We start from the raw sequence: 19,919 nt of genomic DNA, 5'->3' as shown, positions 1-19,919 counted from the left end.
CGTCCGCCCGCGCCGACCGTCCCGCATGTCCAAGCCGCCGCTCGCCACCCGTGAACGCCTGACCGAGGTGCGCTACGAGATCCGCGGCGAGCTCGCGCGCCGCGCCCGCGAGCTCGAGGCCGAAGGCCACGTGCTGATCAAGCTCAACATCGGCAACCCCGGCGCCTTCGGCTTCCGCGCGCCGGAGCACATGCAGCGCGCGATCGCCGACCACATCCACGACACCGATCCCTACGCGCACCAGCAGGGCCTGCCGGCGGCGCGCGAGGCCATCGCCCTGCACCACGCCGCGCGCGGCACCCCCGGCGCCTCGGCCGACAATGTCTTCATCGGCAATGGCGTCAGCGAACTGATCGACATCAGCCTGCGCGCCCTGCTCAATCCCGGCGACGAGGTGCTGCTGCCCTCGCCCGACTATCCGCTGTGGTCGGCCTCGACCATCCTCAACGACGGCCGCCCGGTGTACTACCGCTGCCGGGTGGAAAACGGCTTCCTGCCCGACCCCGACGAGATCGAGGCGCTGGTGTCGCCGCGCACGCGCGCGATCGTGCTGATCAACCCCAACAACCCCACCGGCGCGAGCTATCCGCGCGCGCTGCTGGAGCGCATCGCCGCGATCGCCCGCCGCCACGACCTGCTGCTGATGGCCGACGAGATCTACGACGGCATCACCTACGACGGCGCGCGCTTCGAGCCGCTGGCGCCGATCGCCGGCGACGTGCCCTGCCTGTCCTTTGGCGGCCTGAGCAAGGTGCACCGCGCCTGCGGCTGGCGCATCGGCTGGGCGCTGCTGTCGGGTGATGCGAACGCCACACGCGGCTACCGCCAGGCCATCGACCTGCTGGGCGCGTTGCGCCTGTGCGCCAACGTGCCGGGGCAGTTCGCGGTGCCGGCCGCGCTGTCGGGGCTGGACACCATCGGCCCGCTGGTGGCGCCCGGCGGCCGCCTGCACGAGGCGCGGCGCATCGTGGCCGAGGCCTGCGCGGCCAGCCCGCACCTGGAGCTGCGCGTGCCCGCAGGCGCGCTGTACGCGTTCCCGGCCGTGGTCGGTGCCGCGGCGCAGGGCTTCGACGACCACGGTTTCGCGCTCGAACTGCTTGAGTCCGAGCACGTGCTGGTAGTGCCCGGGTCGAGCTTCAACGTCCCCTACCGCAACCACTTCCGCGTCACCCTGCTGCCCGAACCGGAGCAGCTGCGCGAAGTGTTCCGCCGCATCGACCGTGTGCTGGCGCGCCGCGCCGCCACGAAGGCGGCACCTGTGGGAACGGCTACAGCCGCGATCAATCCCGCGACGGCCTGACAGGGATGCCGCTCTCCTATCTTGCCCTCGGCGACTCCTACACCATCGGCGAAGGCGTCGAGCCCGCTGGCCGCTGGCCGCACCAGCTCGCCCGCGCACTGCGTTCCGAAGGCATCGCGCTCGAAGACCCGCTGACCATCGCCGCCACCGGCTGGACCACCGACGAACTCGACGCTGCCATCGATGCCGCCGACCCGCCGGGTCCGTTCGATTTCGCCAGCCTGCTGGCCGGCGTCAACAACCAGTACCGCGGACGCGATGTCGACGACTACGCGCGCGGGTTCACCGCGCTGCTCGAGCGCAGCATCGGCCTTGCCGGAGGTCGCAGCGGACGCGTGCTGGCGCTGTCGATCCCCGACTGGGGCGTGACCCCGTTCGGCGCCGCGTCCGGGCGCGACCGCGGCGCGATCGCGCGCGAACTCGATGCCTACAACGCCGCCGCGCACGCCCTCTGCCAGGCGCGCGGCGTCGCCTTCGTCGACATCGCGCCGGTCAGCCGGACGCGCGGCGCCGAGTCCGCGATGCTGGCCGATGACGGCCTGCATCCTTCCGCCACCCTGTACGCCGAGTGGACGCGCCTGGCCCTGCCGGTCGCCCGCCACCTGCTGCAGCCGCCAAGGACGACGCCATGACCGCACGCTCCGCCGACGCACCCTTCCCACCGGACGAAGCACGCACGATCGCGCGCGCCTTCCTGCCGCCACGCTTCTATGGCAACCGCTACGACTACTTCTACACGTTGTCCAAGCTGCGCACCGACCCGCTGTATCCCGGCGTTCTCGATGCGCTGCGCGGCACCACGGCGCCGGTCCTCGACCTCGGCTGCGGGCTGGGCCTGCTGCTGCACGCACTGCGCATGGACGGGCAGTCGATGCCCTGGCACGGGGTCGATATCGACGCCGACAAGATCCATCGCGGCCGGGCCATCGCCGCGCGCAGCGGCCTCGCCGAAGGCGCGCGCTTCGACGTGGTCGACCTGGCCGACGGCTGGCCGCCGCACGCGGGCAGCGTGGCGATCCTCGACGTGCTGCAGTACCTCGACGCCGAGGCCCAGGCCGCGCTGCTGGCCGACGCCGCGGCAATGCTGACGCCCGGCGCGCGGCTGGTGATCCGCAGCGGGCTGGGAGACGACACGCGCCGCGGCCGCACCACGCGCATCACCGATCGCCTGGCGCACCTCGCGGGCTGGATGCAGGAGGTGCCGAAGCGTTATCCGACGCGGGCGGAACTGGAATCGCGGCTGGGTGGCGCGGGGCTGCGCGTCGCATTCCGCCCGCTGTACGGGAACACCCCGTTCAACAACTGGCTGATCGTGGCGGAACGGGACTGATCGCCGGGTCGTGGGATCAGGGCTGCCGGATCAAGCGCCCTCACCCTTCCGGAACCACCACCCGCCAGCCCCCACGCTGCACCTCGCCAAGCACCGCGGCGATGATCTCGACGCTTCGGCCGTGCGGGGCGCCTTCGTGCAGGAGCACGATGGCGCCGGGCGCGAGGTCGCGCGCGATGCGGGCGGTGATGCGCGCGGGGTCGGATTCGACGGCGTCGTAGCCGCGGGCGCTCCAGGCCAGGCGGGCCAGGCGGGCCTCGCGCAGGGGCGCGTGCACGAAGGGATTGGCGTGGCCGACCACGGCGCGGAACCAGCGCGGCGCGGTCCCGGTGATCCCGGTCAGGACCTGCTGGCAGTCGAGGATCTCGCGCCGCATCGCGCCGGGGCCCAGCGCCCAGAAGCGGGCCTGCGGGTGGGTGTGGCTGTGGTTGCCGATGCCGTGGCCGCGGGCGGCGATGTCACGCACCAGGTCGGGAAGTGCCCGTGCGCGTTCGCCGACAAGGAAGAAGGTCGCCTTCGCGCCGTGGGCATCGAGCAGGTCGAGGATCGCCGCCGTGTCCGGCGACGGGCCGTCGTCGATGGTCAGCCAGACCTCCGGCGCGGCGGTGTCGAAGCGGGTCGCGACAGGGCCGAACAGCCTCGATCCGGGCCGCAACGTGCCCCAGACGAAGCCGAGGTGAAGCACGAGCAGCAGCGGCAGGCCCCAGCGCCAGCCAAGCTGCCACCAGGCCATGGCCACGGCGGCGTGCAGCAGCAGCGCAAGCCAGGCCCAGGCGTGGGGATGGCCGGGAACGGCGTGGAGCGTGGGATGGCGGGAATCGCGGGAATCTGGGGGCATCCGGGAATGGTGGCATGGGAATCGGGGCTGCAGTGGCTTGCCGCATTCGCCGCTGTAGCGGCTCCCACAAAGGCCCGGCCCGCAAAAGTTGGCCCTTGGCCCACGGCCAGGCCGCGTGTCGCCTGCCGCCTGCTGCCTGCTGCCTGCTGCCTGCCGCCTGGCGCGTGTCGGTGTCGCGTGTCGGTGTCGCGTGTCGCACGCCGCGTGTCGATGATGCGGGTCAAGGCCGTGCCGAGGCGCGGGGAGTACCCTATGCGGCCCACACACAACACCGCGGTGCCCGCCATGTCCCTTGCCCCCGAACTCCGCCAGCGCATCGACGAGCTGCTGCAAGCCAACCGCATCGTGCTGTTCATGAAGGGTGATCCGCAGGCGCCGCAGTGCGGCTTTTCGTCCAAGGCGGTGGCCGCGCTGTCGTCGCTGGAAGTCCCCTACGCGCATATCAACGTGCTGGCCGATGGCGAGATCCGCGAAGGCATCAAGGCCTATGGCAACTGGCCGACCATCCCGCAGCTCTACATCGGCGGCGAGCTGGTCGGCGGCAGCGACATCATCGAGCAGATGGCGAACTCGGGCGAACTGCACGCCGCCGTCGGCCTGCCGCCGCCGGACCGCACGCCGCCGGCCATCACCATCACCCCGGCCGCGCACCCGATGCTGCGCAAGGCCATCGACGATGCCGGTGGCGACCTTGCCGTTCAGATCGACATCGCCCCGGACTTCCGCACGCGACTGGCGCTGGCCACCCCGAACGCGAACGCCATCACCGTGGACTGCAACGGCATCCCGGTGCAGGTGGACGTGGCCGCCGCGCGCCGCGCCGATGGCCTGATCGTGGACTGGGCCGACGACGCCCGCGGCAAGGGCCTGGTGATCGAGAACCCGAACGCGCCGCCCGCGGTGCGCGCGCTGGCGCCGGTCGACGCACAGGCGCGCGCCTCCAACGGCAGCCTGCGCCTCGTCGACGTGCGCCCGGCCGACGAGCGCGCGCAGGCCGCCGTGCCGGTGCCGCATTCAACCCTCGACGCCGGCCCCGGCGCGCTTGAGGACCTTCCGAAGGACACCCCGCTGGCCTTCGTCTGCCACCACGGTGGCCGCAGCGCGCAGGCGGCGGAGCATTTCCGCCAGCTCGGCTTCCGCGAGGTCTACAGCGTCGAAGGCGGTATCGACGCCTGGTCCGAACACGTCGACGGCAGCATCCCGCGTTACTGATGCCCCTGTGGGAGCCGCTATAGCGGCGATCGCGGCCATGGCCGCTCCCACAACACCCGCCCCGAAGCGCCGCTCCCATTCCTGTGGGAGCCGCTATAGCGGCGATCGCGGCCGTGGCCGCTCCCACACGGGTTCAGAAGCCGCCGCCGGCGTCCAACCAGGCCTGCTCTTCGGCGGTGTTCGCGCGGCCGAGGGCGTGGTTGCGGTGCGGGAAGCGGCCGAAGCGCTCGATGACGTCGAAATGGCGCACCGCGTAGTCGAGTGCCATCTCGCCCAGGTCGCGCATCAGCGCCACGGCGTCTTCCTGGTCGGCGATGCGTTCTGAATGCTCGAAGGCCAGGTAGCAGAACATCCGCAGGCCCTCTTCGACCTCCTGGTCCAGCCCGGTTTCGGTCATGCGCCGCGCGTAGTGCAGGGCCAGCGGATCGGTGGCGTAGGAATGCGCGCTGCCGCGGAAGATGTTGCGCGGCACCTGGTCGAGCAGGATCTGCAGGGCAAGCGCGCCTTCGGCGTCCTCCATCCAGCCTTCCAGCTCGCGGCGTGCGGCGGCGAAGTGCGCGGCCTCCAGCCGCAGGCGCACTTCTTCGTCGAAGGCGTCGCCGCCGCGGAACCACTTTTCGTAGCCGGCCCCGCGCCAGAAACCGACCACCTCGCCCGCCGTGGGCAGCGCAGTTGCATCGTTCATTCGTCGAACCTCAGGTGGCGCACGGACTTGCCGTGGCGGCGGATCAGGCGCAGCGCCTCGATGCCGGTCTGGATGTGGCCCTCGACGAAGCGCGTGCTCACCTGCGCGTCGGAGGCTTCGGTCTTGACGCCTTCGGGGATCATCGGCTGGTCGCTGACCAGCAGCAGCGCGCCGCTTGGAATGCGGTTGGCGAAGCCGGCGGCGAAGATGGTCGCGGTCTCCATGTCGATGGCCATGCAGCGCATCGCGCGCAGGCGCTCCTTGAAGGCGGCGTCGTGCTCCCAGACGCGGCGGTTGGTGGTGTAGACGGTGCCGGTCCAGTAGTCGAGGCCGGCATCGCGGATCGAGGTCGAGACCGCGCGCTGCAGCGCGAACGCCGGCAGCGCCGGGACCTGCGGCGGCAGGTAGTCGTCGCTGGTGCCCTCGCCGCGGATGGCGGCGATCGGCAGCACCAGGTCGCCGAGCTGGTTCTTCCGTTTCAGCCCGCCGCACTTGCCCAGGAACAGCACCGCCCTGGGACTGATCGCGGACAGCAGGTCCATCATGGTGGCCGCGTTCGGGCTGCCCATGCCGAAGTTGATCATGGTGATGCCGTCGGCGGTGGCGCTGGGCATCGGGCGGTCCATGCCGACCACCTCGGCGCCGGTCAGGCGCGCGAAGTGGCCCAGGTAGCCGCCGAAGTTGGTCAGCAGGATGTGCTCGCCGAAGCCGTCGAGCGGCACGCCGGTGTAGCGCGGCAGCCAGTTCTCGACGATGTGTTCTTTTTCCTTCATCCGTTCCTCCTTGTTTGCGTTGATTCTGGCATGACGGATCGCGGCTATAGCCGCTCCCACAGGGGTACCGCGCGGATCGCGGCTGCTGCGCCCCACAGGGCCGCCGCGCGAGCACCCTGTCCCTTCTGCGGGAGCGGCCATGGACCTTTTGTGGGAGCGGCCATGGCCGCGATACCCGCCATGACCGCCCCCCGACTTCCGGCCATTGCCGCAAGGCCTCCGGCGCGGATACGGTGGGTGGCGAACCACGGGGAACACCGATGACACTGAAGGCACAGGCCGCGCTCGCCGCGGCGCTCACCCTTGCGCTGACCACCGGCTGCGCAACCACCAGCGCGGCGGGTGACCGCGGGGATGCCGGCGACCGCAGGAACTCCGCGGCCGCCGCGACCGGCGCGTCCGGCTCGCCCGGCGACGCCTATCCCAGCACCTACCGGCGAATCGCCAGCGCGCCTGTGCTGGTCAGCGGCGCCACCGTGCTCGACGGTGCGGGCGCACGACTGGATGGCGCCGACGTGCTGATGCGCGATGGCGTCATCGTCGCCGTCGGGACCGGCCTGGATGTGCCGGCGGATGCGATCCGCATCGACGGCAGCGGCAAGTGGGTCACGCCCGGCATCATCGACATCCACTCCCACCTGGGCGTGTACCCCAGCCCCGGCACGCGCTCGCACAGCGACGGCAATGAGATGACCTCGCCGGTCACCGCCGCGGTCTGGGCCGAGCACTCGGTGTGGCCGCAGGATCCCGGCTTCCACGCCGCGCTGGCCGGCGGCGTCACCACGCTGCAGATCCTGCCCGGCTCGGCCAACCTGGTCGGCGGCCGCGGCGTGACCCTGCGCAACGTGCCCGCCACCAGCTACCAGGCGATGAAGTTCCCGGGCGCCCCGCACGGCTTGAAGATGGCCTGCGGCGAGAACCCCAAGCGCGTCTACGGCCAGAAGGGCGGCCCGGCCACGCGCATGGGCAACGTCGCCGGCTACCGCGCCGCCTTCATCGACGCCGCCGACTACCGCGACAAACGCGCGAAGGACGATGGCAAGGATGGCAAGCGCGACCTCAAGCTCGAAACCCTGGCCGGCGCGATGGACGGCGAGATCCTGGTCCACATCCACTGCTACCGCGCCGACGAAATGGTGACCATGCTCGATCTGGCCGACGAGTTCGGCTTCAAGGTCGCGGCCTTCCACCACGCCGTGGAGGCCTACAAGATTGCCGACCGCCTGGGCCGCGACGGCGTCTGCGGCGCGCTCTGGGCCGACTGGTGGGGCTTCAAGATGGAGGCCTTCGATGGCATCCAGGAGAACATCGCCATTGTCGACCGCGCGCCCGGCGGCTGTGCGATCGTCCATTCCGACTCCGACGAGGGCATCCAGCGCCTCAACCAGGAAGCCGCGAAGGTGATCGCGAACGCGCGCCGCGCGGGTATCGATATCAGCCCCGAACACGCGATGACCTGGCTGAGCCGCAATCCGGCGAAAGCCATGGGCATCGCGGACCGCACCGGCACCCTGGAGCCGGGCAAGATGGCCGACGTGGTGCTGTGGAACGGCAATCCCTTCAGCTCCTACGCGCTGGCCGAACAGGTCTGGATCGAAGGCGCGACCGTCTACGACCGCCACGACCCCGCGCGCCAACCGCGTTCGGATTTCATGCTCGGCCGCGGCTCCGCCGCGGGAGGCGCCCGATGAGCCGCCAGCATCGTGCCAGCACCCCCTGTGGCAGCAGCCCCTGTGAAAGCAGCCTCTGTGGAACCACCCCTTGTGGGAGCGGCCATGGCCGCGATTCGATGGCACCCCGATCGCGGCCATGGCCGCTCCCACGGCGGGCCTGGCCGCTCCCACCAGTGCGGGCCTGGCTGCTGATCGCTGCAGTCCTGCTCGGCCCGGCCGGCGCCGCCGCCCAGGACCTGCTGATCCGCAACGCCACCGTGCACACCGCCACCGAACGCGGCACCCTGCAGGGCGCCGACGTGCTGGTGCGCAACGGCCGCATCGCCGCGGTCGGCACCGGGCTGGACGCCAGCGGCGCCACCGTGGTCGAAGCCGGCGGCAAGCCGGTCACGCCCACGCTATTCGGCGGCATCACCGGCATCGGCATCGAGGAGGTGTCGGGCGAGGAAGCGACCACAGACGGCACGCTCGCGCTGGGCGGCAGCGCGCACGACATGGTGGTGCGCCCCGAGTTCGACGTCACCCTTGCCTACAACCCGGACTCGCTGCTGCTGCCGGTGGCGCGCGTCGAGGGCATCGGCTTCACCCTGCTGTCCGCAGGCACCGGCGCCGGCGGGTCGATCATCGGTGGCCAGGGCGCGGCCATGCGCCTGGACGGCGGCGACCAGCCGGCGGGCCCGAAGCTGCTCTTCATCGACCTCGGCAGTCGCGCCTCCGGCCTCAGCGGCGGCTCGCGCGCGGCGCAGTGGATGCTGCTCGACCAGCTGGTCGACGAGGCCCGCGGGCGGATCGACGCCGGTTCGCACGCGGCGCTGCTGACGCCTGCAGGACGCGACACCCTGCGCCGCCACATGGACGGTGACCGCCCGCTGGTGGTGGCCGTGGACCGCGCCGCCGACATCCGCCAGCTGCTGCGCTGGTCGAAGAAGCACGGCGTGCGCATCGCGATCCGCGGCGGCGGCGAAGCCTGGCGCGTGGCCGGCGAACTGGCTGCGGCCAGGGTGCCGGTGTTCGTCGATCCGCTCGACAACCTGCCGGCGAATTTCGACCGCATCCACGCCAGCCTGCACAGCGCCGCGGTGCTGCGCGCGGCCGGCGTCGAGGTCGGCTTCACCCAGGCCGGCGACGCCTCGCACAACGCGCGCAAGCTGCGCCAGCTGGCCGGAAATGCCGTGGCCCACGGCCTGGCCTGGGAGGACGGCCTGGCCGGCCTGACCCGGGTGCCGGCGCGCGCGTTCGGCATCGACGGCGAGATCGGCGCGATCGCTCCCGGCCTGCGCGCCGACCTGGTGCTCTGGGACGGCGACCCGCTGGACGTCGCCAGCCTTGCGCAACGGGTGTGGTTCGACGGCCGCGCGATCGACATGCGCTCGCGCCAGACCGAACTGCGCGATCGCTACCTGCGCGCGGAGCCCGACGCCGCCCGCGGCGAGCTGCCGCGCGCCTATCCGGCCGCCGGCCAGCGGTGACCACGGCCGCCGGCCACCCGCAGGGGCTGGCCTATCGCGCGGACATCGATGGCCTCCGCGCCGTCGCCGTCCTCGCGGTGATCGGCTACCACGCGTTCCCGGGCCTGGTGCCCGGCGGCTTCGTCGGTGTCGACGTCTTCTTCGTCATCTCCGGCTACCTGATCACCTCGCTGCTGCGCGACGAACTCGCCGGCAGCGGGCGCATCCGGCTCGGCGCCTTCTACGTGCGGCGCATCCGCCGCCTGTTCCCGGCCCTGGCGCTGGTGCTGGCCGCCTGCCTGGTGGCCGGCTGGTGGCTGCTGGTGCCCTCGGACTACGCCCGGCTGGGCCGGCACGCGGCGGCGTCCGCGGCCTTCGTCGCCAACGTCGCGTTCTGGACCGACGCCGACTATTTCGCGCCCGTGGCCGACACCCTGCCGCTGCTGCACCTGTGGTCCCTGGGCGTCGAGGAGCAGTTCTACCTGGCCTGGCCGCTGCTCCTGGTACTGGCCGCCCGCCTGGGCGCGGGACTGCGCGGTCCCACCGTCCTCGCCGGAGGCCTGTCGCTGGTCGCCTGCCTGCTGCTGACCCGCAAAGACCCCAGCGCCGCCTTCTTCCTGCCCTTCACCCGCTTCTGGGAGCTTCTGGCCGGCGCGTGGTGGGCACTGCGGACGCCGGGCGCGCGGGCGGCGGCCCCGCCGCGTCGCGCGTTCGCCGAAGCCGCCGCGGTGGGCGGACTCGCGCTGGTGCTGGCGGCCTGCTTCGCCTTCGACGACCAGGTGGCGTTCCCCGGCTGGCGCGCGCTGCTGCCGGTCGCGGGCTGCCTGTTGATGCTGGCCGCCATGCCGGGCGCGCCGTGGTTGCGCTGGCTGCTGTCACGGCCGGCCGTGGTCTGGATCGGACTGGTCAGCTACCCGCTGTATCTCTGGCACTGGCCGCTGCTGTCGTTCGCCCGCATCCACGCCACCGGCGAGATCGGCGCGCCGTTGCGCCTGGCCCTGGTCGCGCTGGCGTTCGCGCTCGCGGGCCTGACGTGGTGGCTGGTGGAGCGGCCGCTGCGCCGCCGCCTGCCCGCGCGCACGGCGCTGCGCGTGCTGCTGCCGGCGATGGCCGCGGTGCTGCTCGCATCGCTGGCGCTGTGGGGCCTGCGCGGGGTCGAGTCACGCGCCGGCGAGCCCGTGCGCGCCTATGCCAACTACGGCTACGACTGGCGGGCGCCGAGCCGCGAGGGCCGGTGTTCGCTGACCGGCGCCAGCGGCGAGCCGGCGATGTTCCTGCCCGAGTGCGTCGACCCGCCCGGTCCGGTGGCGCGGCCGATGGTGGCCATCTGGGGCGACTCGCACGCGGCACTGCTTTATCCGGGCCTGCGCGAGGCCGCGGGCGATCGCCTGCGCCTGGCCCAGTTCACGCGCAGCGGCTGCAGGCCGTACCTGTCATCCGCCAAGCCGTTCTGCCGCGAGAGCAATGCCTGGGTGATCGCACGCATCGCCGAGCTGCAGCCCGAGTACGCGGTGCTCTTCAGCTACTGGACCGCCAACGACTACGTCGACCCCGCCCAGGTCCTGCGCGACCTCGATGAAACCATCGTCGCGATGCAGGACGCCGGCGTGCGCCAGGTCGTGGTGGTCGGTCCCGCGCCGCGCTGGCGCGAGTGGCTGCCGAAGCTGCTGGTCCGGCGCTACGACGCCGCCCCCTTCCTGCGCGTGCCGCAGCGCCTGCGCGGCGAGACCCTGCCCGAACCCGGCGTCCTCGACCGGGCGCTGGCCACCGCGCTGGCCGGGCGCACCGGCGTCACCCATGTTTCCGCGCTGGACCGGCTGTGCGACCTGCGCGGCTGCCTGGTCTACGTCGACGATCCCGGCGAACTCACCACCTGGGACTACGGCCACCTCGGCCCGCGCGCATCGCGACGGGTCGCCGACGGGGTGCTGGACGCCCTGGACTGAGCATTGACCACGGTCAATACGCCTCGGCACGCCGCGGCCGATCATCGCCCCGAACCCCTCGGGAGACCCGCAATGCATCCTGTCCTGGTCGAAGTCATCGCCCGCCCTGTCGGCTGGATGCTGATCGCCGGCACGCTGATCATGATCGGCATCGGCATCGGCGTACCGCTGTTCATCCGCCACCGCGAACGCCTCGAAGCCGACGAGGCCCGGCGCCGGGGCGAGCCGACCCCGAACCGCTGAGCCGGGGCACGCGCCCGGCGAACGCCCCGATAGTGTGCGACGTCACGCCCGCAGCGTGACCAGCGGCACGGCTCGTGCGAGGATCGCCCCGTCTTCCCAGGAGCCCGGCGATATGCGCATTGGCCTCGTCGTCGATTCAGCGTGTGACCTGCCCAGTGAGTTCCTCGAGCGCGAGCAGGTCGAGCTGCTGCCCATTACCGTGCGCATCGGCGACGCCGTGCAGGCCGACCACCGCGACGAAACCCGGACGCTGGCCTTCCTCGAGTCGCACATCGCCGAGCGCGGCGCCAGCGCGGAAACCATCCCGTACACGCCCGAGCAGATCCGCGACCTGTTCCTGGAGCGCCTGGTGGTGGACTACGACTACGTCTTCTGCATGACCATTACCGGATCACGCAGCCCGATCTTCTCCAACGCGCAGAAGGCGAGCTACATGATCCTCAACGACTACAAGCAGCCGCGCGCGGCGGCGGGCAACACCACGCCCTTCGCGCTGCGCGTGATCGACACCCAGAACCTGTTCTGCGCCCAGGGCATCCTGCCGGTCGAGGCCGCGCGCCTGCGCGCCGCCGGCGAGGCCCCGCTGCGCATCCGCACCCGCCTGGAAGAGCTGGCGCAGAATACGTACGGCTACCTGGTGCCTCGAGACCTGTACTACATCCGCAACCGCGCGCGCGCCAAGGGCGACCGCAGCATCAGCATGCTCAGCGCCGCGCTCGGCACCGCGCTGGACATCAAGCCGGTGCTGCGCGGCTATCGCGGCGAGACCGGGCCGGTGGCCAAGATCAAGGGCTTCGAACCCGCGGTGGAGAAGATGTTCGACTTCGCCACGCGCCGCGTGCAGGCCGGGCTGATGACCCCGACGGTCACGCTTTGCTACGGCGGCCACCTGGACGAGATGCGCGGCCTTCCCGGCTACGAACGCCTGCGCGACGCCTGCGTCGACCAGAACGTGGACGTGTTCGAGAGCGTGATGAGCACCACCGGCATGGTCAACGTCGGCCGTGGCGCCGTGGTGGTGGGCTTCGCGGCCAGGGACCACGCCTTCGCGTGAGGCCGCGCAACGCGAGGTTAACGGCGGGTCGCTAAGCTTGCCCGATCGCCACACCACGGACGCCGCCATGGCCACCCGCTACTTCATCGCCATCCCCGACCCGGCCGCCGCGCGTACAGCGGGCGAACTTGCCTTCACCGCGCACGGTGCCGAGGGCTTCGCCCGCGACCTGCAGGAGGCGCTGCGCGGCGACCAGCTGTTCGAACGCTGGCGAGCCACCCAGGACGAGCCGGACGAGGTCGACCCGCTGCTCGGCGCCACCGATCCCGCGGCCACCGTGGAGGGCGTCCAGCGCGAGAAGCGTATAGAGCTGGTGGCCAATACCAGCCTGCGTGGGGACGTCTTCAAGCACCGCATGCGCCTGCTGGCCGGCTCCGCCTGGGAACTGCGCGACGTCCGCGCCGGCTGAACGTGGACCGCCGGCCCGTGCTGCTCGCATGGAGCGGCGGCAAGGACGCGGCCTGGGCGCTGCATGCGATGCGGCGCGACGGGGTCGACGTGCCCGGCCTGCTCTGCACGATCACCGAAGGCCACGAACGTGCGTCCATGCAGGGCGTTCGCGTGGACGTGCTGCGCGCGCAGGCCGCGGCGGCGGGATTGCCGCTGATCGAATCGCGCATTCCCCAAGCCTGCGACAACGCGTGCTACGAAGCGGCCTTCGCGGCGGCGCTGGACACCGCGCGCACGCGCTGGCCGGGCATCGACCGCCTCGCCTTCGGCGACCTGCTGCTGGCCGATATCCGCGCCTGGCGCGAGGCGCTGTGCACGCGGCTGGGCTGGACCGCCGCCTTCCCTCTCTTCGGCCGTGACACCTCGGCGCTGGCGCGCGACATGATCGCGGGCGGGCTGCGCGCGACCCTGTGCTGCGTCGACACCCGGCAGCTCGACTCCGCGTTCGCCGGCCGAAACTTCGACGCGGCCCTGCTCGACACCCTGCCGCCCGACATCGACCCCTGCGGCGAGAACGGCGAGTTCCACACCTGCGTCTGCGACGGCCCGATGTTCAGCGCACCGCTCACGCTCGAGCGCGGCGACACCGTGCTGCGCGATGACCGCTTCGCGTATACGGACTTCTGGCTGGCGAACCGGGTAAAGGCAGAAGCCTGAGCAAAAAGGCTGCTGCGTCTCAGCCCCGAAGCGCCGCCGCATGGTGCGCGACATGGTCACCGATGAAGCTGGCGATGAAGTAGTAGCTGTGGTCGTAGCCGGGCTGCATGCGCAGGGTCAGTGGATGGCCGGCGGCCTCGCAGGCGGCCTGCAGCAGCTGCGGACGCAGCTGGTTGTCGAGGAACTCGTCGGCGTCGCCCTGGTCGACCAGCAGCGGGAGCCTTTCCTTCGCGGTCTTCACCAGCTCGACCGTGTCGTACTGCTTCCACGCCTCGCGGTCGTCGCCGAGGTAGGCGCCGAAGGCCTTCTCGCCCCACGGCACCTGCGACGGCGCGACGATCGGCGAGAACGCCGAGACGCTTTTGTAGCGACCGGGGTTCTTCAAGGCGATGGTCAGCGCGCCATGCCCGCCCATCGAGTGCCCGCTGATCGCGCGGCGGTCGCTGGCCGACGGATCGGCTTCGACCCAGGCCGGCAATTCTTCGACGATGTAGTCGTACATGCGGTAGTGCTTCGACCACGGATCCTGCGTTGCATTGACGTAAAAACCCGCGCCCTTGCCGAGGTCGTAGCCTTCCGCATCGGCGACGTCGTTGCCGCGCGGGCTGGTGTCGGGCGCGACGAGGATGATCCCGTGCTCGGCGGCGTAGCGCTGCGCGCCGGCCTTGGTGATGAAGTTCTGTTCGTTGCAGGTCAGGCCCGAGAGCCAGTACAGCACCGGGCATGGGCCGTCGGCAGCCTGCGGCGGGAAGTACACGCCCACCGTCATGTCGCAGCCGAGAACCTCGGAGCGGTGGCGGTAGACGTCCTGCCAGCCGCCGAAGCTGGCGCGGTGTTCGATGCGTTCCATGGTGATTCTCCGGAAGGTTGGTGCGTGGATGTGGATGGATGGTCGCGGCGGCGGTTCAGCCAAGCACGGCGCCCTGCATGTGGGCGGACCCGAGGATCCTGCGCCCGCGGGCCTGTGGCAGGGCATCGGCCAGCGCGGCAGCGACATCCTCCGCGGCAATGCCGCGCAGGCGCGCTGGCAGCAGCGGCCGCAGCCAGCGGTCCAGGCCGGCCGCCAGGTGTTCGCCCCGGCGCCGCGGCTGGCCCAGCACGTCGCGGTCGCCGAGCAGCAACGAGGGCCGCGCGATCACCAGGGCATCCAGCGGCAGCGCCGAGAGCGCGTCCTCGAGCTCGCCCTTGCTTCGGCTGTAGAACACGCGCGAGCCGGAGTCCGCGCCCATCGCGCTGACCAGGCCGATCCGCGTGGCACCCGCGGCCAGCGCCGCGCGGGCCACCGCGAGATTGGCGTCGAAGTCCACCGCACGGAAGGCCGCCCGGCTGCCGGCCACGCGGATCGTGGTGCCGAGCGCGAGGAAGGCTTCGTCCAGCGGCGGCAGCTGCGGCAGGCGGCTGAAATCGACCACGTGCAGCCGCAGCTTCGGCGACGAAAGCGGCAGCGGGCGGCGCAGCAGCGCATGCACTTCGGCCACGCCGGGATCGGCGCACAGGCGCGCGACCAGTGCGCGCCCGACCAGGCCGCTGGCGCCGGCCACCAGGACGCGGCGCGTGCCCGTGGGCGTGCCCGTGCCCGTGGCAGTGGCCGTGTCCCTCCCGCCGCCTTCGTTCACGTCGCCGGCTCAGTACCGGATGACGGTGCGGATCGACTTGCCTTCATGCATCAGGTCGAAGGCTTCGTTGATGCGCTCCAGCGGCAGCGTGTGGGTCACGAACGGCGCGAGCTGGATGTCGCCCTTCATCGCGTCCTCGACCATCCCCGGCAGCTCGCTGCGGCCCTTCACCCCGCCGAAGGCGGTGCCCAGCCACTTCCGGCCGGTGACCAGCTGGAAGGGGCGCGTCGAAATCTCCTTGCCCGCGCCGGCCACGCCGATGATCACGCTCTGGCCCCAGCCGCGGTGCGCGCACTCCAGCGCCGCGCGCATCACCTCGACGTTGCCGATGCACTCGAAGCTGTGGTCCACGCCCCAGCCGGTCATCTCCACGATCACCTGCTGGATGGGCTTGTCATGGTCTCCCGGGTTGACGCATTCGGTCGCGCCCATCTCCTGCGCGAGCCCGAACTTCGACGGGTTGGTGTCGATGGCGATGATGCGCCCGGCCTTCGCCTGCTTCGCGCCCTGGATCACCGCCAGGCCGATCGCGCCAAGGCCGAACACGGCGACCGTGTCGCCTTCCTGCACCTTGGCCGTGTTGTGCACCGCGCCGATGCCGGTGGTCACGCCGCAGCCGAGCAGGCAGGTGTGCTCCGGGTTCGCGTCCGGATTCACCTTGGCCAGCGAGACCTCGGCGACCACCGTGTGTTCGGCGAAGGTCGAGCAGCCCATGTAGTGGTACACCGGCTGGCCGTTGTAGCTGAAGCGGGTGGTGCCGTCGGGCATCACGCCCTTGCCCTGGGTGGCACGCACGGCCACGCACAGGTTGGTCTTGCCGCTCTTGCAGAACAGGCATTCGCCGCACTCGGCGGTGTACAGCGGGATCACGTGGTCACCGGGCTTCACCGAGGTCACGCCCTCGCCCACCTCCACCACGATGCCCGCGCCCTCATGACCCAGCACCGCCGGGAACACGCCTTCCGGATCCTCGCCCGACAGCGTGAACGCATCGGTGTGGCAGAGCGCGGTGTGGGTGATCTTCACCAGCACTTCGCCCTTCTTCGGGCCCTCCAGGTCGAGCTCGACGATCTCGAGCGGCTTTCCGGCTTCGAAGGCAACGGCGGCACGGGTCTTCATGGTCACAACTCCTGCAATGCGACGGTGGGGGTGGGCCGCCGCGCGTGGCGCAGCGACTCCGGTGCGATGGATCACTTCAGGTAGGAGCGGATCAGTCCCGTCATTTCCGCCACGCGACCGGCGCGCTCGTCGTCGTCGTGCGCGGCCTGTCCGAACTGCTCGCGCAGGTGCGACTCCAGCACCTCGCTCATCAGCCCGTTGACCGCGCCGCGGATGGCGGCGATCTGCTGGAGCACCGGTCCGCACTCGGCGCCGGCCTCGAGCGCGCGCTCAAGCCCCTCGCACTGGCCGCGGATGCGGCGGATGCGGGCGAGGACCTTCTTCTTTTCCTCCGGGGAATGGGGCACGCCGGTCCTGCTCCAGATAGTGGGGGGTAGTATATGACCAAGGCGTGTCGGCATCCACCTCGGGGCTGCGCGGGTGCTAGATTCCCGACATGAAACCGTTCCTTGAAGCCATGGTGGTGGCCTTGCTGGCAGCCTGCATCGGCGGCTGCGCGACGGCAGCGGAGAGGGCAGGTCCGGGCGACCGGCCCGCGCTCGCCCATCTCCCTGCCCTCGCCGGTGGCTATTTCCCCCTGGTCGCCGAGGCCACCGGCCGCACGCACCACGTCCACGTGCGCCTGCCCGAGGGCTACGACGCCGATCCCGGCCGCCGCTGGCCCGTGGTCTACCTGCTCGACGGCGACAGCCTGTTCCCGCTCCTCGCCCCGACCCACCTGTTCCTGGGCTACGACGAAGGCCTGCCGGAAGCGATCATCGTCGGCCTTGCCTACGGCGGCTTCGATCCGTCCGTCAACAAGCGCCACTTCGACTTCACCGCCGCCGGCGCCGACACCGCGCCCGACCAGGGCGGTGCCGAAGCCCACCACCACTTCCTGCGCGAGCAGCTGCTGCCGGAAGTGGAGCGCCGCTACCGCGCCGACCCCGCGCGCCGCGTGCTCGTCGGCCAGTCGCGGGCCGGCTACTTCGTGCTCTGGTCCGCGATCCGGGATCCGGACCTGTTCTGGGCACGGATCGCCAGCAATCCCTCGCTGGCGCCCGCGCGCGGACAGCTGTTCGACGCGCCCGCCACCCATCGGCGCGACGACCTGCGACTGGTCGTCGCCAGCGGCGCGCGGGATACGCCGGAGCGGGTCCGCAACGCCGCCGAATGGTCGGCGACCTGGCAGCAGCGACCCGATGCGCCGTGGGACGTCGAACTGCTCGTGCTCCCCGAAGGCACCCACGCCGCGAGCATCGGCGATGCCTACCGGCGCGCGATGCTGTGGCTGTTCCGGGATGGCGGCCAGACAGCCCCCCGGTAGCGCCGGACATGTACGACCTGCTCCTGCCCAAGTTCATCCACACGCTCGACCTCGGTCCGCACGACGGCTGGCACGCCGGCCTGCCGCTGGCGCGGCTTCCGGCCGCGCCGATCCAGGCCCGCTGCGAAACGTCCTCGCCGCTGATGCTGGTGCGCGCGCTGACGCCGCTGTTCCACCGCGAGCTGATCGACGTCCTGCGCGAGCACGGTGCCGATAACCTGCAGACGGTGCCGGTGGCACTGCACACGCCCGCCGGCGTGCTCCACGACTGGCAGGCGGTGAACGTGGTGGGCAGGGTGCCGCTGGCAAGCTTCGTGCTCGAACTTCCACCGGTGTCCACCATTCCGGAGCCGCGCCGGGCTGCCGCAGGGGAGGCCATGGACGCAGCGGCACCGCACCTCCGCCGCGTGCAACAGTCACCGCCGCTGCCCCGTCCAGACGCACTGGTCACCCGCCTGGCCGAAGGCAACCATCCGCTGCTGGTCCGCAGCGATGTGATGGCGGCGCTGGACGCGCGCTTCAACCAAGCGCAGGGCGGCAAGGTCGTGCACCAGGTGCGCTTCGACGACCTGCGCTTCGCCGACTTCTGCACCGGCATCGATTTCGCCACGCTGCTGGCACGCTCCTGCGAAGGGCTGCCGGCCGGCGCCTCCTGAGGCCTGTTCCCACGCGTTGCGCGCGCTGCAGAGGCAGCGGCCGTCATCACGACCCGCCCTGCGACAACGCAGCGCTCAGTGCAGCAGCACCACCGGGATCCGGGTCTCCTGCAGCACCATCGAGGTGGTGCTGCCCATGAGCAGCTGGTGGATGCGCGAACGGCCGTAGGCGCCCATCACCAGCAGGTCGGCGCGCACCGCGTCGGCATGCAGGCCGATCATCTCCTGCGGATCACCCTGCACGATCCTGCCCACCGCCGTCATGCCGGCGTCGGCGAGCGTCTGCAGCGCCCAGTCCAGTGCCGGCCGTGCGGATCCATCGCCCACCAGCACCAGGTGGATGTCGAGGCCGGCCAGCAGCGGGCTGCGCGCGACCCACTCCAGGCGGCGGCGTCCGCGCTCGCTGCCCTCGAAGGCCACGAGCACGGTCCGGATCTCCCTGAAACCGCGCAGCGCCACGAGCAGCGGGCGCTCCACGCCCCGCACCACGCGCTGGACCTGGCTGCCCAGGCGCGCCTTCTCGAACTCGGACTGCTCGCCGCGGCGGCCCATGACCACCAGCGCGGCGCCGGTGGACGCGCTGTCGAGCACCTCCACCAGCTGGCCGTGGCCCATGAGCGCGCGCACCGGGAGGTCACGCGACTGCCGTGCCAGCGCGGTCGCCTGCTGCAGCAGAAGGCGTCCACGGGCGTCTCCCGCGAGCGCACCGCTGGCCTCCAGAAACCCGGCCTCGTCGAGCAGCGCGGTACCTGCGTCCAGCGCGATCTCGGCCACCGGACCCGCCTTGCTCCGCGCGCGGCGCGTTTCCACCACGTGCAAGCAGTCCAGCGGCGCGGCAAGGCGTTGCGCCGCCCATGCGGCATAGCGGCAGACATCACGGGTAAGCAGCGAAGCGTCGAGCGCGGCCACCACCGGCCCGCTGGCGACCTGGTCCGATGTGCCGGCTGCTGTCATCGCGGTGCCCTCAAGCCCTGGCCGGAAGCTGCGCGTCGTCCATGGCGCGCGCACGCTGGTAGGCCTTGCGTTCGCGCAGGCGCTCGGCCCATGCGACGAAGACCGGGCGCTCCGGAATCGACTTGAACGCCAGGCCGAAATCGACCTGGCTGCCGACGTAGACATCGGCCGCGCTGAAGCGATCGCCCAGGAGCCACGGAGAGGCCGACGCCGCGGCCAGCTCGAGCGCATCCATGGTCTGTCCGTAGCTGCCGTAGCCGACGAAGCCGGCCTTCTCCGGCGGCGGAAGCTGGCCCAGGGCGTTGGCGGTGACCGCGGCCTCGACCGGGCCGGCAGCGAAGAACATCCAGCGCAGGTAGGTGCCGCGCAGCGGATCGTCGAACGCCGGGGCCAGGCCCGCCTGCGGGAAGGCGTCGGCGAGGTAGGCGCAGATGGCCGCCGCCTCCGTGACCACGACCCCGCGGTGCTGCAGCGCCGGCACCTTGCCCATCGGATTGATCGCCAGGTACTCCGCCGACTTCATCGACGTGCCGTAGTCCTGGACCACCGCGCGGTACGGGACGCCGAGTTCCTCGAGCATCCAGCGCACGATGCGCCCGCGCGACATCGGATTGGTGTGGAAGACAAGTTCACTGTCGGTCATTGCCTGTTCCCGTGTC

Annotated in this window: 22 protein-coding genes; 13 read left to right on the top strand and 9 right to left on the bottom strand. The window is 71.5% G+C overall.

Going from position 1 to position 19,919, the window contains the following annotated elements; translation table 11 throughout:
* The first annotated feature begins 25 nt into the window (after positions 1-25).
* Genes WCE39_RS13725 through WCE39_RS13715 form a run of 3 tightly spaced genes read left to right on the top strand, consistent with a single transcriptional unit; the run spans position 26 to position 2,630 of the window.
* Positions 26-1,300 carry an aminotransferase class I/II-fold pyridoxal phosphate-dependent enzyme gene (locus WCE39_RS13725; protein ID WP_343277246.1) on the top strand — a complete coding sequence of 425 codons (1,275 nt, stop codon included), beginning with the start codon at positions 26-28 and terminating at the stop codon, positions 1,298-1,300.
* 5 nt (positions 1,301-1,305) lie between these two features.
* On the top strand, positions 1,306-1,932 hold the full coding sequence (locus WCE39_RS13720; protein WP_343277245.1) for an SGNH/GDSL hydrolase family protein: 627 nt from the start codon (positions 1,306-1,308) through the stop codon (positions 1,930-1,932).
* The gene (locus WCE39_RS13715; RefSeq protein WP_343277244.1) at positions 1,929-2,630 is read left to right on the top strand and encodes a methyltransferase domain-containing protein; all 702 of its coding nucleotides are present in this window, start codon (positions 1,929-1,931) and stop codon (positions 2,628-2,630) included. Before WCE39_RS13720 ends, WCE39_RS13715 begins: the two co-directional genes overlap by 4 nt.
* Before the next feature lie 40 nt (positions 2,631-2,670).
* On the opposite strand, the gene WCE39_RS13710 is transcribed toward WCE39_RS13715, so the two are convergent.
* Complete coding sequence (locus tag WCE39_RS13710; RefSeq protein WP_343277243.1) at positions 2,671-3,468, bottom strand: polysaccharide deacetylase family protein; 798 nt, start codon at positions 3,466-3,468, stop codon at positions 2,671-2,673.
* Positions 3,469-3,753: 285 nt separating this feature from the next.
* On the opposite strand from WCE39_RS13710, the gene grxD reads away from it, so the two are divergent.
* Positions 3,754-4,680: a Grx4 family monothiol glutaredoxin gene (gene grxD, locus WCE39_RS13705; RefSeq protein ID WP_343277242.1), complete on the top strand. Its 927-nt coding sequence runs from the start codon at positions 3,754-3,756 to the stop codon at positions 4,678-4,680.
* Between the two features lie 133 nt (positions 4,681-4,813).
* Here the strand turns inward: grxD and WCE39_RS13700 are convergent, their stop codons facing one another.
* A complete protein-coding gene (locus WCE39_RS13700) occupies positions 4,814-5,365 on the bottom strand; it encodes a DUF924 family protein (RefSeq protein WP_343277241.1) in 552 nt (183 codons plus the stop codon).
* Positions 5,362-6,138, bottom strand: a complete 777-nt coding sequence (locus WCE39_RS13695) for an AMP nucleosidase (RefSeq protein WP_343277240.1) — start codon at positions 6,136-6,138, stop codon at positions 5,362-5,364. Before WCE39_RS13695 ends, WCE39_RS13700 begins: the two co-directional genes overlap by 4 nt.
* Positions 6,139-6,398: 260 nt before the next feature.
* On the opposite strand from WCE39_RS13695, the gene WCE39_RS13690 reads away from it, so the two are divergent.
* The 7 genes from WCE39_RS13690 (at position 6,399) to WCE39_RS13660 (ending at position 13,609) form a co-directional block, all read left to right on the top strand.
* Positions 6,399-7,829, top strand: coding sequence for an amidohydrolase (locus WCE39_RS13690; RefSeq protein WP_343277239.1), 1,431 nt, complete (start codon positions 6,399-6,401; stop codon positions 7,827-7,829).
* 98 nt (positions 7,830-7,927) lie between these two features.
* Positions 7,928-9,280, top strand: a complete 1,353-nt coding sequence (locus WCE39_RS13685) for an amidohydrolase family protein (protein WP_343277238.1) — start codon at positions 7,928-7,930, stop codon at positions 9,278-9,280.
* Complete coding sequence (locus WCE39_RS13680; protein ID WP_343277237.1) at positions 9,277-11,205, top strand: acyltransferase family protein; 1,929 nt, start codon at positions 9,277-9,279, stop codon at positions 11,203-11,205. Before WCE39_RS13685 ends, WCE39_RS13680 begins: the two co-directional genes overlap by 4 nt.
* Before the next feature lie 72 nt (positions 11,206-11,277).
* A complete protein-coding gene (locus tag WCE39_RS13675; RefSeq protein WP_343277236.1) occupies positions 11,278-11,448 on the top strand; it encodes a hypothetical protein in 171 nt (56 codons plus the stop codon).
* 112 nt (positions 11,449-11,560) lie between these two features.
* A complete protein-coding gene (locus tag WCE39_RS13670) occupies positions 11,561-12,502 on the top strand; it encodes a DegV family protein (RefSeq protein WP_343277235.1) in 942 nt (313 codons plus the stop codon).
* A 67-nt stretch (positions 12,503-12,569) separates the two neighbouring features.
* Positions 12,570-12,911 carry a hypothetical protein gene (locus WCE39_RS13665; RefSeq protein WP_343256156.1) on the top strand — a complete coding sequence of 114 codons (342 nt, stop codon included), beginning with the start codon at positions 12,570-12,572 and terminating at the stop codon, positions 12,909-12,911.
* Positions 12,912-12,913: 2 nt separating this feature from the next.
* Positions 12,914-13,609 carry a Dph6-related ATP pyrophosphatase gene (locus tag WCE39_RS13660; protein ID WP_343277234.1) on the top strand — a complete coding sequence of 232 codons (696 nt, stop codon included), beginning with the start codon at positions 12,914-12,916 and terminating at the stop codon, positions 13,607-13,609.
* A gap of 19 nt (positions 13,610-13,628) precedes the next feature.
* Here the strand turns inward: WCE39_RS13660 and fghA are convergent, their stop codons facing one another.
* From fghA to frmR, 4 genes are all read right to left on the bottom strand, one after another.
* Complete coding sequence (gene fghA, locus WCE39_RS13655) at positions 13,629-14,459, bottom strand: S-formylglutathione hydrolase (RefSeq protein ID WP_343277233.1); 831 nt, start codon at positions 14,457-14,459, stop codon at positions 13,629-13,631.
* 55 nt (positions 14,460-14,514) lie between these two features.
* Complete coding sequence (locus WCE39_RS13650; protein ID WP_343277232.1) at positions 14,515-15,225, bottom strand: NAD(P)H-binding protein; 711 nt, start codon at positions 15,223-15,225, stop codon at positions 14,515-14,517.
* 9 nt (positions 15,226-15,234) lie between these two features.
* Positions 15,235-16,344: an S-(hydroxymethyl)glutathione dehydrogenase/class III alcohol dehydrogenase gene (locus WCE39_RS13645; protein ID WP_343277231.1), complete on the bottom strand. Its 1,110-nt coding sequence runs from the start codon at positions 16,342-16,344 to the stop codon at positions 15,235-15,237.
* A gap of 71 nt (positions 16,345-16,415) precedes the next feature.
* Positions 16,416-16,691 (bottom strand): formaldehyde-responsive transcriptional repressor FrmR, encoded by a 276-nt coding sequence (gene frmR / locus WCE39_RS13640; RefSeq protein WP_343277230.1) that lies wholly within the window; start codon positions 16,689-16,691, stop codon positions 16,416-16,418.
* Between the two features lie 89 nt (positions 16,692-16,780).
* On the opposite strand from frmR, the gene WCE39_RS13635 reads away from it, so the two are divergent.
* Both WCE39_RS13635 and WCE39_RS13630 read left to right on the top strand, forming a co-directional pair.
* Complete coding sequence (locus tag WCE39_RS13635) at positions 16,781-17,650, top strand: alpha/beta hydrolase (RefSeq protein ID WP_343277229.1); 870 nt, start codon at positions 16,781-16,783, stop codon at positions 17,648-17,650.
* A gap of 8 nt (positions 17,651-17,658) precedes the next feature.
* A complete protein-coding gene (locus tag WCE39_RS13630) occupies positions 17,659-18,306 on the top strand; it encodes a hypothetical protein (protein WP_343277228.1) in 648 nt (215 codons plus the stop codon).
* Between the two features lie 75 nt (positions 18,307-18,381).
* Here WCE39_RS13630 and WCE39_RS13625 read toward each other — a convergent pair whose 3' ends face one another.
* Positions 18,382-19,260 carry a universal stress protein gene (locus WCE39_RS13625; protein ID WP_343277227.1) on the bottom strand — a complete coding sequence of 293 codons (879 nt, stop codon included), beginning with the start codon at positions 19,258-19,260 and terminating at the stop codon, positions 18,382-18,384.
* Positions 19,261-19,270: 10 nt separating this feature from the next.
* Positions 19,271-19,903: a glutathione S-transferase family protein gene (locus tag WCE39_RS13620; RefSeq protein ID WP_343277226.1), complete on the bottom strand. Its 633-nt coding sequence runs from the start codon at positions 19,901-19,903 to the stop codon at positions 19,271-19,273.
* Between the last annotated feature and the right edge of the window lie 16 nt (positions 19,904-19,919).

Source organism: Luteimonas yanweni, assembly GCF_039548475.1.
GTDB lineage: Bacteria > Pseudomonadota > Gammaproteobacteria > Xanthomonadales > Xanthomonadaceae > Luteimonas.
This window is presented reverse-complemented; position numbering and strand designations above follow the sequence as displayed.